This is a genomic window from Asaia sp. VD9, assembly GCF_037150015.1.
GTDB lineage: Bacteria > Pseudomonadota > Alphaproteobacteria > Acetobacterales > Acetobacteraceae > Asaia.
In genome coordinates this window covers 1-14,091 of sequence record NZ_JBBCQM010000011.1, presented here as the reverse complement: position 1 = coordinate 14,091, position 14,091 = coordinate 1, and the positions used below count along the sequence as shown (strand labels likewise).

At 53.2% G+C, this 14,091-nt stretch carries 15 protein-coding genes and 1 pseudogene; 11 read left to right on the top strand and 5 right to left on the bottom strand.

Features of this window, described 5'->3' with window-relative positions; genetic code table 11:
• Window positions 1-129 precede the first annotated feature (129 nt).
• Window positions 130-972, bottom strand: a complete 843-nt coding sequence (locus WFJ47_RS12935; RefSeq protein ID WP_336763525.1) for a hypothetical protein — start codon at window positions 970-972, stop codon at window positions 130-132.
• A gap of 410 nt (window positions 973-1,382) precedes the next feature.
• On the opposite strand from WFJ47_RS12935, the gene WFJ47_RS12930 reads away from it, so the two are divergent.
• The 5 genes from WFJ47_RS12930 (at window position 1,383) to WFJ47_RS12910 (ending at window position 6,371) form a co-directional block, all read left to right on the top strand.
• Window positions 1,383-2,366 carry a flagellin gene (locus tag WFJ47_RS12930; RefSeq protein WP_336763517.1) on the top strand — a complete coding sequence of 328 codons (984 nt, stop codon included), beginning with the start codon at window positions 1,383-1,385 and terminating at the stop codon, window positions 2,364-2,366.
• Window positions 2,367-3,007: 641 nt separating this feature from the next.
• Entirely contained in the window at window positions 3,008-4,483 is a 1,476-nt protein-coding gene (locus WFJ47_RS12925; RefSeq protein WP_336763524.1) for a hypothetical protein, read from the top strand.
• A 134-nt stretch (window positions 4,484-4,617) separates the two neighbouring features.
• Window positions 4,618-5,421, top strand: a complete 804-nt coding sequence (locus tag WFJ47_RS12920; protein WP_336763522.1) for a class I SAM-dependent methyltransferase — start codon at window positions 4,618-4,620, stop codon at window positions 5,419-5,421.
• Between the two features lie 82 nt (window positions 5,422-5,503).
• Complete coding sequence (locus WFJ47_RS12915) at window positions 5,504-5,953, top strand: IS5 family transposase (protein WP_336763521.1); 450 nt, start codon at window positions 5,504-5,506, stop codon at window positions 5,951-5,953.
• A gap of 28 nt (window positions 5,954-5,981) precedes the next feature.
• Complete coding sequence (locus tag WFJ47_RS12910; protein ID WP_336763520.1) at window positions 5,982-6,371, top strand: transposase; 390 nt, start codon at window positions 5,982-5,984, stop codon at window positions 6,369-6,371.
• Here WFJ47_RS12910 and WFJ47_RS12905 read toward each other — a convergent pair.
• Window positions 6,308-7,030 (bottom strand): glycosyltransferase family 25 protein, encoded by a 723-nt coding sequence (locus tag WFJ47_RS12905; protein ID WP_336763519.1) that lies wholly within the window; start codon window positions 7,028-7,030, stop codon window positions 6,308-6,310. The two genes, WFJ47_RS12910 and WFJ47_RS12905, sit on opposite strands and share 64 nt — an antisense overlap.
• Before the next feature lie 216 nt (window positions 7,031-7,246).
• On the opposite strand from WFJ47_RS12905, the gene glf reads away from it, so the two are divergent.
• Window positions 7,247-8,401 (top strand): UDP-galactopyranose mutase, encoded by a 1,155-nt coding sequence (gene glf / locus WFJ47_RS12900; RefSeq protein ID WP_336763518.1) that lies wholly within the window; start codon window positions 7,247-7,249, stop codon window positions 8,399-8,401.
• 12 nt (window positions 8,402-8,413) lie between these two features.
• Here the strand turns inward: glf and WFJ47_RS12895 are convergent.
• A pseudogene (locus tag WFJ47_RS12895) lies at window positions 8,414-9,151 on the bottom strand (IS5 family transposase).
• Window positions 9,152-9,378: 227 nt separating this feature from the next.
• On the opposite strand from WFJ47_RS12895, the gene WFJ47_RS12890 reads away from it, so the two are divergent.
• Entirely contained in the window at window positions 9,379-10,362 is a 984-nt protein-coding gene (locus tag WFJ47_RS12890) for a flagellin (RefSeq protein WP_336763517.1), read from the top strand.
• A gap of 69 nt (window positions 10,363-10,431) precedes the next feature.
• Here the strand turns inward: WFJ47_RS12890 and WFJ47_RS12885 are convergent, their stop codons facing one another.
• A complete protein-coding gene (locus tag WFJ47_RS12885; protein WP_336763515.1) occupies window positions 10,432-10,947 on the bottom strand; it encodes a hypothetical protein in 516 nt (171 codons plus the stop codon).
• Window positions 10,948-11,264: 317 nt separating this feature from the next.
• Here WFJ47_RS12885 and WFJ47_RS12880 point away from each other — a divergent pair, with 317 nt between their 5' ends.
• The 4 genes from WFJ47_RS12880 to WFJ47_RS12865 are packed head-to-tail and all read left to right on the top strand — an operon-like array spanning window position 11,265 to window position 13,822.
• Window positions 11,265-11,600: a flagellar hook-basal body complex protein FliE gene (locus tag WFJ47_RS12880; RefSeq protein ID WP_127101027.1), complete on the top strand. Its 336-nt coding sequence runs from the start codon at window positions 11,265-11,267 to the stop codon at window positions 11,598-11,600.
• 12 nt (window positions 11,601-11,612) lie between these two features.
• Window positions 11,613-11,888 (top strand): flagellar biosynthetic protein FliQ, encoded by a 276-nt coding sequence (locus WFJ47_RS12875; protein ID WP_127101029.1) that lies wholly within the window; start codon window positions 11,613-11,615, stop codon window positions 11,886-11,888.
• A 39-nt stretch (window positions 11,889-11,927) separates the two neighbouring features.
• Complete coding sequence (locus tag WFJ47_RS12870; protein ID WP_336763512.1) at window positions 11,928-12,713, top strand: flagellar biosynthetic protein FliR; 786 nt, start codon at window positions 11,928-11,930, stop codon at window positions 12,711-12,713.
• 35 nt (window positions 12,714-12,748) lie between these two features.
• The gene (locus tag WFJ47_RS12865) at window positions 12,749-13,822 is read left to right on the top strand and encodes an EscU/YscU/HrcU family type III secretion system export apparatus switch protein (protein ID WP_336763511.1); all 1,074 of its coding nucleotides are present in this window, start codon (window positions 12,749-12,751) and stop codon (window positions 13,820-13,822) included.
• Between the two features lie 26 nt (window positions 13,823-13,848).
• Here WFJ47_RS12865 and WFJ47_RS12860 read toward each other — a convergent pair whose 3' ends face one another.
• Complete coding sequence (locus WFJ47_RS12860) at window positions 13,849-13,995, bottom strand: hypothetical protein (RefSeq protein ID WP_158625334.1); 147 nt, start codon at window positions 13,993-13,995, stop codon at window positions 13,849-13,851.
• Window positions 13,996-14,091: the final 96 nt, after the last annotated feature.

Below are 14,091 nucleotides of genomic sequence, written 5' to 3'. Positions count from 1 at the left end.
GTCTATGATATCAAAGACGATCGCACAGTTGATAACGGGCGCGATAACCTGCAACGCGCACATACCGCCATCAGACAATATCGCACGTCGAGGGCATCGTAACGCTCGAACTGACAGCGGTAGCAAGGTCTACTCTTTCACACTTGGACTACGGTCTGCGGGAACGTTTGGTAGCCATGAAAGAACCCCTGCACTCGGTGCATGACCGAGCATACTGTCGGGCGTCGTACGATTGGGACGGAAGCTCCGCACTCCGGCCAGATATTGCGATACTGTATTAACTCGCTCCGGAAACATGTAGCCCATGATGGCCGAAATTTTCCTCGGATTCATGCTGTTTGCAATCGACACCAAGACATGGATATCCATAATATTGAAGACGGCAGCAGCCTCCCGTGGAGGCATTTCTTCATAAATTTTTACCAGTCGTGACGTCTCCGCCACCATCAGTTCCTTATGCTGCGCCTGTTTCTCCGCAAGCTCCGCCATCGAATTATCGATTGCACGCATCCTGTCCTCAAGAGCGATACGCGCAGAGTCCAAAACGTGCTTCTGTTCTTCCAGCCTGTGTTGCTCGTCTTCGATCGAACCCTGACGCGAGAGCAATCGCTTTACCAGCTCCGCCTGGGCTTGCTCTTTGGTCGGTCCTGTCGTTTCGCCGATACTGCCCGGTACGCAAGGCGTCGCGACACACGACGAGGCAGGAGCGTCGTTATTGAGAAAAGCTGCATCTACCGGCACCATATCATCTCCAGGGGCTGGCCCTTGGCTCACGACTGGGATTGCCTGCCAACCATCTTTGCGCCCCACGTTTGCCGCGGCTTCGAGAGTATTCTCTCGAGCCCTGCTTGATCCCGTGGGCACCTTGCTGGGCACCATCCCCGGGTCCGAATTTTCAGGTTGAACTGGCCGCTCATCCTGCCCCATGCGGCTGGCAAGCGCATGCACATTCATTGCGAGCGCAAGGGTCATGAACACAGTCGAAATATGGAGCAAACGTCCCAAAGGCAGTCTTGGCATCGCCATGTAACCCAAATATAAGTAAGTTATTAAGTCTCTGAGCTTGAAAGAACTATTAATGTATTCGAGTTAATATATGCTTAGCGATAACATATATTAGCCGTCCGTTACAATGCCCGCAGAACGTCGACATATCCATGACACCACGATCACGTGATAGTTACGGCAACGTGATTTGGCAAGCAGTTTCTGAGCGCTCCCATCTGGGGCTGCGCAACATGGGGAAACTCGCCTGAGCATCAGACCGCTTTTTTTCCGCCACGGTTTCACGTCACGCGAATTCTGGTAATCTTCTCTTATCCATTTGGGTTTTTATGGTGATTGCGTGGCCCGATATCTGGGCGAGCACCAGGAGAAACTCGATGAGCCTTTCGATCAACACCAATGCCTCGGCGATGGTCGCCGTTCAGACCCTGAACGCTACCCAGACCGCTCTGAGCAATGCAGAAAACACCATCTCGACCGGCCTGAAGGTGTCGAGCGCTGCAGATAACGCGGCAGCTTACGGCATCGCGCAGCAGATGCAGGGCAACGTCTCCGGCCAGTCCGCCGTGAATGACGGCCTTTCCTTTGCCGCTCAGACTGTTAGCTCGACGAGCACAGCCGTCAACCAGATCATCAGCGTGCTCAACAGCGTGCAGAACGCCGTCACCACCCTTGGCAACAACCAGGGCAGCCCGGCCGCTCTCGATCAGATCGGCACGCAGATCACCGGCCTGCTTCAGCAGATCGACACCATCGCGCGTAACGCCACGTTCAACGGCGTCAACCTGATCTCGGGAAGCACCAGCGATGGCCTGGGGATTACATCCAACAATCTGAGCTACATCACCGGCCTGCAGGGTGACCAAACGACCGTCACGGGCTTCAATGCGGCAATCGCCTCGTACATGGGCGGCTCCACGGTAGCTGGCGCACCGGCAGTCTCTTCTTCGTTCTTCCAGAGCGGTGTGGCCGGCACGAGCCTTACCGACGCTCTGGGCCTCACCACGGGCAGCGGTACGAGCGGTGCGAACCCGACCACGAACGTGTTCGAATCCACGGGCGGCAATCTCGGCGGCAACAAGAGCGTCTCAGACATGATTTCGCAGGTTCAGGCCGCGATCAAGGCAATGACGTTCGTCACCTCGACCCTGGGCGCGAACAGCAACGTCATCAACAACATGAGCACCTATGGCTCGAGCATCTCCGACAACCTCACCAACGGCATTGGCGCCCTGACCGACGCAGATATGTCTGCTGCCAGCGCGAAGTTGACCTCGCTTCAGACCAAGCAGTCGCTCGCCATCAAGTCACTCACCATCGCAAACTCGCAGTCTCAGAACATCCTCTCACTCTTCCAGTAATACTAAAAAGCCCCTCACCTGCTCTCAGGTGAGGGGCTACAAAAAACCCAGGTCTGGGCTTTGCCCATTTCATTCGACCGGTCCATTTAGAATACGGGCAGCGACGACGACAGATCCGCCTGCAGTGTCAGCCCCAGTCCGGAACATCGTCCATTTTCCCAGAGAGAAAACCCAGGTTCCCGTAAAGCTGGCAACTTGCGCATGTGGCTTGCACGCCCCGTCGGGCTGCGCATCTTCCTGCCTGGCACACTGCGACAGATCCGATTCAGTCAACGGTATATAATGTTGGTGTTGAGACGGAAGGCGGGATTCCATACCCGCACATCGTAATTTCCCTCAGATGGTTGTTCGCGAAAGTGCTCTCAGAAACGCCCTGTTCCATTAGACGGGGCATTCACAACATTCTTGTCTCGCGCGGAGAAACCAGCAGAATAGCCCTCAAGGAAGCACCGCGCGAGTCGTTTCATCACCAACGATAATAGGCAACGCGTTGTATGTTTCTATCTGGCAGAGAGACTTTTAACCGTTAAAATGCTATGCTCCCACTGAGTATTTCAATGCACGGACATGAGCTTCGAACGTGTTATCCCGCCTAGCGGAACCGCCACCTAATCACGCGTACTAACGGAAAGACCGCATTTATGATCGTCAAGAGAACGATTAATACCTTCGACGTTTTCGATACGTTGATTGCGCGCCGCTGCGTAACACCAACAAATATCTTTGTCATAATGGAAGAGCGGCTCGGGATCCCTAATTTCGCAAATATACGTATACAGAGCGAACGCGATCTTCTGGGAGCACATTATAGCTTCGACCAGATCTATGAAGGGGTTAAGCGTGTCCTGGGGCTCGACCATACAACAGTGACCTCTATAATGGAGCTCGAAATCTCAATCGAGCTGGAAAACATCATTCCCATAAAGGAGAATATTACCAAGGTACGCGACGGTGACCTACTTATCTCGGACCAGTATCTCTCACGCGAAATCATCATGTCCTTTCTCAAGGCCGCTGGTTTCGATAAGCAATGCGCTCTGATCGTCTCGAACTACGGAAAGCACCATGGAGAGATTTGGCCCGCGATTCTCGCTCGGTTCGATATTGAGCGCCATCTCGGGGACAATCCACACGCGGACGGGTATAGCCCAGCCCAACACGGTATCGATTTCGAGCTCACAGATCGTTCGCAAATCCAACCGGTTGAAAAAATTCTCTTTGAAGCCCAATTTTCCAAATTGGCCTCGCTCATGCGAGCGCTACGGCTCACCACGTGGGAAGAAGACAACATCAGACGCAGGGTGCAAGAGACCCAACTGTTGTTGAATTTTCCCATTCTGATATTTTCCAGCATGATCCTTCGAAAAACGGCTCAACACCTTAACAAGAGTAGGATTGTATTCTCTGCAAGAGATTGTTTCAAATGGAAAATTCTATTCGAAACCCTCTTCCCCAATGAGTTCGAATGCGAATATTATTACACCAGTAGATATTCCAAGTGCTTGGGTGACGAAGATTACATTTCTTATAGCAACAAAATCATCAGCGATGACTGTATTATTGTCGATCTGTGCGGGAGCGGTTGGTCTCTTGAGAAATTTGCACAAGATCTCTTGTGCGAAACTCTGGACGTCTTTTTCATACACAAGATGCCACAAAATCGGGATTATATGCAGGATTCCCTGCACCCCAAGTGTAGATTCCATCATATCGTTGAAAATAGCTTCGATGTTTATAAGAATCATATCTTAGAAATTGCGAATTTCGCTTCCCATCCGATGCTTAGGACAATGGCAAATGTAAAAGACGTGTTTTGTCCCATTTTCTTTAAAGAGGGACGAAGCGACACAGAGTTGTCCTATATAGCGTTACAGCATGAGACCTTCGATGCCTGCGTTGACGCTGTTTCGCAGTTCGGAATCGACGAACACCTCACCGAGTTCAATGTCAACATCCTCTGCGACCTTGTGAAGATCTTTTACCGCCTGCTATCACAAGACGTATTTTCTCATACAGTTTATGCCGCGAATTTTTTCAAGGAAAATGGCGAGGTGGAGTCGAAGCTGGCGCAACTCAGTAAATCACGACGCACCCATGTCGACTCCCGTCCATTTTGAGTATTGGTTCATGATCTAGATTCAAAAGGTTATTTTTATACTGTCAGCTTACTATTGGACCCGCGTTATTGGCTTCTAAGCGAGCAAGTCATTCGTCAATATACGCGACATGAGCATAACCAAAGGAATATACGATGAGCCTTATTCATTCGATGTCACTCTTCTCTCACCTCTATCTCGACATCCTTCAGCTTGTTAACGCAAAAAATATTTGCGAAATCGGGTCTGAGACAGGCGGAAACACTTCGGTATTGCTCAGCTATGTAAAAGAACACTTTGGAAAATTAACTTGCATAGACACCAATCCTGACGAAAATTTCTATCAGTCCACTATCGCCGAGGGTGATTTAGTATTTTTGAAAGGTACGAGCCTCGACCACATCCTGAATATTGAAAATATCGATGGATGGTTCGTGGATGGCGATCACAACTGGTATACTGTTTATAATGAGTTGAGCCTCATCAGGCAATCAGTGCTCCGCGATGGAGGATATTTTCTCGCGTTTGTCCACGATGTAGATTGGCCATGTGCATATCGCGATCTTTATTATAATCCGGATCGTATACCCCCAGCCTTCCGACACCCGCATCGTTGGGATATGGGAACAACCCTAGATAAGGCTGAACTGGTCAAAGGGGGCTTTCGGGGCGAAGGCGCTTTTGCATTGGCATGCCATTCCGGTGGCGAACGAAACGGCGTACGCCGTGCCATTGAGGACTTCCTGGCAGAAAATGCCGATTTCCCGCTCTGTTTTTCATCAGTTCCAGGAGTTTTCGGCCTAGGGATCATCTTCGGCGAAGACGAGGTAAACGCCCCGCAAATCAAAAGGCGCCTTTTGCATATTGTCGACAATCCACTTCTTGCTGAGCTCGAACGTAATCGCCTCCTCAATTACTTGCGGGTAATCGAACTCCAGGACCAAGCCACACAGAGCTAAGTTACGTTGACAATAGGCCTATCGGTTTGGGGCAAGACCTGTTTCAATTCCTGCCTGTAGGTTACGGGCCGCATGAGCAGGGATGGCACGAGGCGATTTGACGGATCATGAATGGTCGTTGATTGGTCCGCTTCTGCCACCTGAGCGCGGACGTTGGGCCCGTCCATCTGGAGACAACCGCCTGTTTGTCAATGGTATGCTGGATGTTCTGCGCACAGGCTGTCCTTGGCGCGACATGCCTGAGTGCCACGGCAAATGGAACTCGGTTTATGTCCGGTTTCGGCGTTGGGCTGAACAGGGTGTCTGGGATGCCCTGCTGCAAACCCTGGGAGATCTGGGACTGACCGATAACTGGCAGCATATGCTCGACAGCACTGTGGTGCGTGCCCATTCACAAGCTACAGGCGGAAAAGGGGGGGCTCATTCGGAGGGTTTTGGTCGATCACGCGGCGGCTTTACGAGCAAAATCCACGCCCAATGCGACAATCAGGGACGTCCTCTCGGCATTGTCCTGACCGGAGGCCAGGTCTGAGATTACAAAGCCACAGCCCCCCCAACTGATGTTGCCTGTTCCAAACCCGAGGGCGATGCTGGCTGATCGAGGCTATGACAGCGACCGTTTCCGTCAGGCGCTTCTGATCCACGGGATCCTGCCGGTTATTCCATCACGCAAAGGCCGTAAGCCTCCTCAGCAAATAGACTGGCAACGCTATCGGGACCGAAATCGTATCGAGCGGATGTTCAACAGGCTCAAGCAGATGCGACGTATCGCAACCCGCTACGATAAGACCGCCATGTCTTTCATGAGTTTCCTCAACCTCGCCGCCGCAAGACACTGGATCAGATCCTTTGCCAACGCGACCTGGCGTAGCCACGCGACTAGTTCTCAAGCATTGAGAGAATGTTCGGCTCGATTGTCGGTAAGGCACAAGGGAGGAAAGCTCACGTAAGCTTGTATTTGCGGGTAAATAGTATTCATCAAATGGTCAACCGATGACGCTATAATCGTTTTCCCACCCAATGAGTCATAGCAAACAGCCTCCCCACGCAGAGGGAGACACCCTTTCAGAAGCGTTTGAGCTCCTTTAGGCGAAACAGCATAGCCACATATACCGAATGTATGATCCAGACGAAAAGCGAGCGCTGCGACTTCTTGCTGAGCAAAACGGTCTATGTTTTTTTGTACCGATTGTTGCGACAGCCTCATGACACAGGGTGTGATGTCGGGAAATAGCGCGAATTTCAGCGTCGTATCCGGATTATTTCCCCAGAGAATGATCTCCCATTCTTCGTCGAGCCCGGCTATGATACGCTCACTTTCTGCTTCGAAATTTTTGCACAGATAGGCATCATCCTCGAAAATGTGTGCAGGTCTTCTATTTTTTGCGATAGAACCCCATAGCGCGATATGGGTGAGCCCAGATCCGATGGCCCCTACCGTGAAGCGACAAGCGGGATGGACCAGTCCTGCGTCGGTCACGGCGTCGCGATTTAGCGATTTGCCATCAATACCGGGAGCATGGACCAAACCGTTAATATGAGAGTTCGCCGCGATGAAGCGCTCGGTGCGTTCAGGCGTACGTTCGAGACTGATAAAAAACTTGTCCATTATCACCATCCGGTTCGATTAACAGGCCGTCCGCAACTTTCCATTCGGGGTCATCCTTAGTGCTCGATACTACCATGTATGATCCGAGATATATACGGGTGATGCATGAACACCCCTGGCAACGCAATTAGCGCATAGACCCCGAATCAACCTCTTTTCCACCCGCTGCTGATCACTCTGGTTAGAGCGCACCCGTACAAAAAGAGACACTCTATCATGAAATTCTGCGTCGTCGGTGCCGGATTTACCGGTGCGGTACTCTCCCGCCACTTAGCCGAGCGTGGCCATCTCATCTCCTTGATCGATGAACGCAGCCACATTGCAGGTAATTGTCATACTGTGCGCGACGAAAGGTCTAATGTGCTGATCCACCGCTACGGACCACACATCTTTCATACGGCTGATGAACGCTGCTGGGAGTATATCAGGCGCTTTGGATCGTTCCGTCCGTATGTAAATCGTGTCAAAGCGATTGCGAGAGGTAGCGTATATTCGCTGCCCATTAATCTGCATACCATCAATCAATTATTCGGACGAACCTTCTCACCCCACGAGGCGCGCCGCTTCATAACCGAGCAAACGGAGGCAGGAAGAAACCAACCGTCGAATTTCGAAGAACAGGCGCTCGCGACGGTGGGGCGCGATCTGTATGAAACTTTTTTTTTCGGCTACACCCGAAAGCAATGGGGGGTGCAGCCCAGAGAACTCCCTGCCTCTATACTGAAACGGCTCCCCATACGTTTCACATATGACGACAATTACTTTCATCATCCATACCAAGCCGTGCCAACGGAGGGATACTCCGCCATCATTAGCTCAATGCTACAGCATGATAGAATAAACCTGGAGCTCAATAGACAATTTGAGACGCTACATATGGACTTCGACCACGTGTTCTACTCAGGGGCAATAGACCGTTTTTTTGACTACAGATTAGGTCGCTTAGGATACCGCACTCTTGATTTTGAACGTATCGACGCAGTCGGAGATTATCAAGGAGCCGCAGTCATAAACTACTGTGACAACGACGTGCCTTACACGCGCATAACGGAACATCGTCATTTCGCTCCTTGGGATCCACCCCATGACGACCGGACTGTTTGCTTTCGCGAGTATAGTCGTTCAGCAGGTCCCACAGATATTCCTTATTACCCAATTCGTCTCGCACATGAGCGCACCCTCCTGGACGCCTATTTGAGACTTGCTAGTCAAGAGCCTCATGTCTCTTTTCTAGGACGACTCGGCACTTATCGATATCTCGACATGGATGTAACGATCTCTCAGGCTCTTGAGGCCTGCGATCAAATTGACGCCTGCCTTGCCTCCGGGGCGCCTTTGCCCGCCTTTTTTCATGACCCTTCCCAGGACTAGGGTCAGGACTCATTAGGGCGTCCAGTAGATGATTGTTGCGGCGAGGCAGATTGCCGAGAAGAAGGTGTGGGCGCAGCGGTCATAGTGCGTGGCAATGCGGCGCCAGTCCTAGAGGCGGCCGAACATGTTCTCGACCTTGCGTCGCCGGCGATATAGGGACTTGTCATGCGGGATCGGCACTTTCAGGCTCTCTGTGGACGGGATGCATGGCTCGATGCCTCGTTCGGTCAGTTTGCGCCGGAAGCGATTGCTGTCGTAACCGCAATCGCCGACCAGGTGGCGAGCGGAGGGCTGCGCTCTTGTGGTCACTCATCTGACCTTCGGTGAGTAGCATCTCCACTGGACGGCCATGTCCTTCGCAGACGGCATGCAGTTTCGAGTTCAGGCCGCCTCTTGTGCGTCCGATCCGACGCGCAGCACCCCCTTCCTGAGCAGGCTAGCGGCAGTGCGATGCGCCCTCAGATGCGTGCTGTCGATCATCAACTCCTCCGGGACGCGGGCATTACCCGTCTGGGAGGAAAAGATCCGGGGAAATACGCCAAGACGGCTCCAACGGATGAAGCGATTATACAGCGTCTTATGCGGACCGTACCCCGACGGCGCGTCCTTCCATTGCACGCCATGCCGGATCACGTAGACGATGCCGCTCAGCACGCGGCGATCATCTACGCGTTTCAGACGGCGCGTTTTCGGGAGATATGGCCCTAACGCGCGCATCTTACTCACAGGCAGCATCGGCAGATCAGACATCGGGTTCTCCTTCCGATGACCGTCGAATTACATCATCTCAGTCTCGTAGAGGGTCCTGAGCCGAGGCCATGCGTCCGCGTCAGATAGAAAAATTGATGCGCGGCATAGTTACTTCCTTCGTTCCAACCTAGCCGGATTTAACACAGCTTAGTAATCTTCTCTTATCCATTTGGGTTTTTATGGTGGTTGCGTGGCCCGATATCTGGGCGAGCACCAGGAGAAACTCGATGAGCCTTTCGATCAACACCAATGCCTCGGCGATGGTCGCCGTTCAGACCCTGAACGCTACCCAGACCGCTCTGAGCAATGCAGAAAACACCATCTCGACCGGCCTGAAGGTGTCGAGCGCTGCAGATAACGCGGCAGCTTACGGCATCGCGCAGCAGATGCAGGGCAACGTCTCCGGCCAGTCCGCCGTGAATGACGGCCTTTCCTTTGCCGCTCAGACTGTTAGCTCGACGAGCACAGCCGTCAACCAGATCATCAGCGTGCTCAACAGCGTGCAGAACGCCGTCACCACCCTTGGCAACAACCAGGGCAGCCCGGCCGCTCTCGATCAGATCGGCACGCAGATCACCGGCCTGCTTCAGCAGATCGACACCATCGCGCGTAACGCCACGTTCAACGGCGTCAACCTGATCTCGGGAAGCACCAGCGATGGCCTGGGGATTACATCCAACAATCTGAGCTACATCACCGGCCTGCAGGGTGACCAAACGACCGTCACGGGCTTCAATGCGGCAATCGCCTCGTACATGGGCGGCTCCACGGTAGCTGGCGCACCGGCAGTCTCTTCTTCGTTCTTCCAGAGCGGTGTGGCCGGCACGAGCCTTACCGACGCTCTGGGCCTCACCACGGGCAGCGGTACGAGCGGTGCGAACCCGACCACGAACGTGTTCGAATCCACGGGCGGCAATCTCGGCGGCAACAAGAGCGTCTCAGACATGATTTCGCAGGTTCAGGCCGCGATCAAGGCAATGACGTTCGTCACCTCGACCCTGGGCGCGAACAGCAACGTCATCAACAACATGAGCACCTATGGCTCGAGCATCTCCGACAACCTCACCAACGGCATTGGCGCCCTGACCGACGCAGATATGTCTGCTGCCAGCGCGAAGTTGACCTCGCTTCAGACCAAGCAGTCGCTCGCCATCAAGTCACTCACCATCGCAAACTCGCAGTCTCAGAACATCCTCTCACTCTTCCAGTAATACTAAAAAGCCCCTCACCTGCTCTCAGGTGAGGGGCTACAAAAAACCCAGGTCTGGGCTTTGCCCATTTCATTCGACCGGTCCATTTAGAATACGGGCAGCGACGACGACAGATCCGCCTGCAGTGTCAGCCCCAGTCCGGAACATCGTCCATTTTCCCAGAGAGAAAACCCAGGTTCCCGTAAAGCTGGCAACTTGCGCATGTGGCTTGCACGCCCCGTCGGGCTGCGCATCTTCCTGCCTGGCACACTGCGACAGATCCGATTCAGTCAACGGTATATAAATGTTGGTGTTGAGACGCGCCGTGCGACCATGGATTTGTATGGAGCCATCGATACCTGTTTTCTGTCCCTGTTGTCCATTATTCGCTACGTCGTCAGGGGCGCCGCTGGTGATGATATCGATATATTTTGTTTCGTTATCAGCGCAGACCTCCAGCGAAGCTGAGCCAATCACTTTCGTTCTTTCCTGTTGAGCGGCACTTTGTATGAAAGCCTGTACCTCGGCAATCCTTACAACCCCGGAAGGACAACGGATACCATCCCCATTACCGGGTAGAGTTGTCGACGCTCGCGCGGCATTCATGCCCCCTGCTCCGACCAGTATAGCGGCCGAAGTCATTAATGCACGGTAAGAGCGCGCCTGGAGGGAACCTCTCCGTAAAAAAGCCACGGCGATAATCCTCTTGGAGTGTGTTCAGATCGTCTTGGGAAGATACCCCAAATCAGGGTCCGTAAAAGCTGGACGTGCCGATTATTTTCAATTCACAACGTACCTCTCCGACATTTAGGGGGTTGTCTCAGCCGCTGCATCGAAAGATGTTGCTGCCAGGTCGGGTTCACGTTACGAACGGTTGCGGCAACAGCCTGCCTAAAACGTGGTGGGCGATAGGGTAGAGGCTCATGATCAACGACGTCACGACTCGTAGTTTCGACGCAATGAATGCGTACGGTCAAATTCAGCAGAGTCTGCAGGCGTCATCAGGGGCAGCGAGTACGAACGCTCCCGTTGAAGGTAGCATGGGAAGCTTCAGCGACGCTTTGAGCGGTGCTCTGCAAAACGCTGTTCAGACAGGCAAGGCTGCAGAGAGCCAGACCGCAACAGGCCTCTCCGGGCGTGGCGATATAACCGAGATTGCGACATCCGTTGCCGAGGCGAAACTAACGTTGCAGACCGTGACCGCAGTGCGCGATCGTTTCGTTCAGGCCTATCAGGACGTCATGAAGATGTCGATCTGAACAAGAGCTGAAATGCAGCACGCTGTCGATATACATGAGATCTTGCAGGAATCCCTCATCGTCGCAGTCAAGATGGGTGCTCCCTCTCTCCTCGCGTCGCTGGCCGCCGGGATCGTGATCTCACTTTTCCAAGCGGTCACTCAAGTGAACGAAGCGACATTATCCTTTGTACCTAAGTTCATCGCAGCGACGGCCGCTCTTATGCTGACTGGCTCGTTCATCTACGCGACCCTGCATAGTTACGCGATGGAGATTTTCGATCAGATGGTGATCGCTGGTGGATCATAAACAGGGCCAAGCATCTCGTCATTACTGGCTAGGGCACTGATGCTCGCCATTCCTTCAACCGAGATTATCGGCATCTATCTCCTGATTTTATGCCGCTTGAGCGCTTTGGTTATGGTGGCGCCCGGACTCGGCGAGTCGACCTCTCCTATGACCGTACGTGCAGGTATCGCCGTATCAATATCTTTGCTGATCTTACCGGCTCTACAACCTGATTTCGCTCCCCTGATCAGACACGCTCTCGCAAGCCCAAGTTTGTTAGTGACCGTCATCGCACAGGAGCTGTTGATCGGCGCATTCATAGGGTGGATCGCTCGCATCATCGCCATGTCACTGGTCATATCGATGCAATTCATCGCCACATTCACGGGTCTTGCCAGCGTCCTGCAGCCTGATCCTGACCTAGGTGCTTCGAGCACTGCAATCAGCCATATGGCCTCTTTTCTTATACCGGTCCTGTTCCTCTCATCAGGACTTTATATCCTCCCGCTCAGTGCTCTGATGGGTTCCTACTCTGTGTTTCTACCTGGGCACGCGCCCTTTCTAAACGATATGGCGCACTCGGCGGTTTTGAGCGTCTCGTTGAGCTTCAAACTTGGTCTTCAATATGCTGCGCCATTCGTTCTCATCGGAACTTTATGGCCTGCTCTTCTGGGGGTCTTGAACCGGCTTATGCCTGCAATACAGGTCTATGGGATCGCTATGCCCGCGCAGCTATTAGGAGGAGTATTCCTTATAGCACTGCTTATACACGTCATGACCGGGGTCTGGCAGGAGCGCATGGAGGAAACACTCACTCAACTTCCCGGTATCAATGCGCTGCATTGAATTGACGAGAGTATCTCTCCTACAGGCGCAGTCCTATGGCTGACGACGCGGGTAGCGAAGACCGCACCCAAGCCCCCACGCCACGACGGCTTGCGAAGGCAAGGGAAGAGGGGAATGTCGCGCAGTCACGTGAAACGCAAATGCTCCTGGTGTTGGGCGTCTTCCTCATCGTTTTCTCCCTTACGGGAGCGACTGCGGGTTCGCGCTTCATCTCTCATATGCACGGACTGCTCGAGCATTTTTCCACGCCGATCGACGACACGGCAACCATAGGCAGCATCATACGCCAGGCCTTCACCGAGGGGGTGCTACTCATGGCGCCTCTAGGAGGCGTTTGTATGGTCGCGGTTATCGGCTTCGGCCTGTTCCAAACGCAATTTCTCTTCCGCCCACAAGCACTGGCCCCCGATTTGAAGCGGCTATCTCCCATCTCTGGAATAAAGAGGGTATTCAGCGCCCGAAATCTGGTAGAACTCCTCAAAAGTCTTACCAAATTCCTTATTTTCGGTACTGTACTTTATGGTGTCGCAATCGGTACTTTGCATTCAGCACCCTTGGCCGAGCGCTGGACAATCCGTCGTTTGACATATGAGCTCGTGTCTTGGTTCGTCTATGCGACACTTGTGATCCTTATGGTCCAAGCCCTGATAGCTGCCTTGGACGAATTATGGACGCGATACAGCCGCTTGCAGAAACTGCGTATGAGTCATCAGGATGTAAAGGACGAAACAAAGCAGGAAGACGGCGATCCCAAGATCAAGGCGAAGCGCCATCAGCTCAGGATGCGGCGTGCGCGGCAGCGCATGATACAATCTGTCAAGAAGGCGACCGTAGTGGTGACAAACCCCACGCATTATGCCGTGGCGTTATTGTATGAAAATCAATCTAATGCGGCGCCGATAATCGTCGCCAAAGGCACTGACGAGTTGGCGGCTCGCATCCGCGATGCCGCTGATGAAGCGCGCGTTCCTATCGTCAACAACCCGCCTCTGGCGCGTGGCCTATACACACTGCCCCTCGAGACCGAGATACCGTCAGAGTTCTTCAAACCCGTCGCCGCGATTATCGCTTACGTGATCAAGCTGAAAACCCCTCGATCCAGAGAGTAGTCTTGAGTTTTGTTCCAAGCCCGCCTTCACCCCACGAAGCGCCAGACCCATCCGCCGCAATTCAATCCATGGACGAGCACGACCGGTCGGTGCATTGGTGTTCCTTCGGCGGCGGAAATTCCCCCGAGTGCGGCGGCTATGGGGAGTCCTGTCAGGATCTCACGACGCTGCATTCTACGACTCCCTGCTTCGACAGAGACGTCATCTTCTCATGACATATTCTTCTTTCTCAAGAGATCGTTGTTATGTTTGCCGGGCTTGTGATGCCT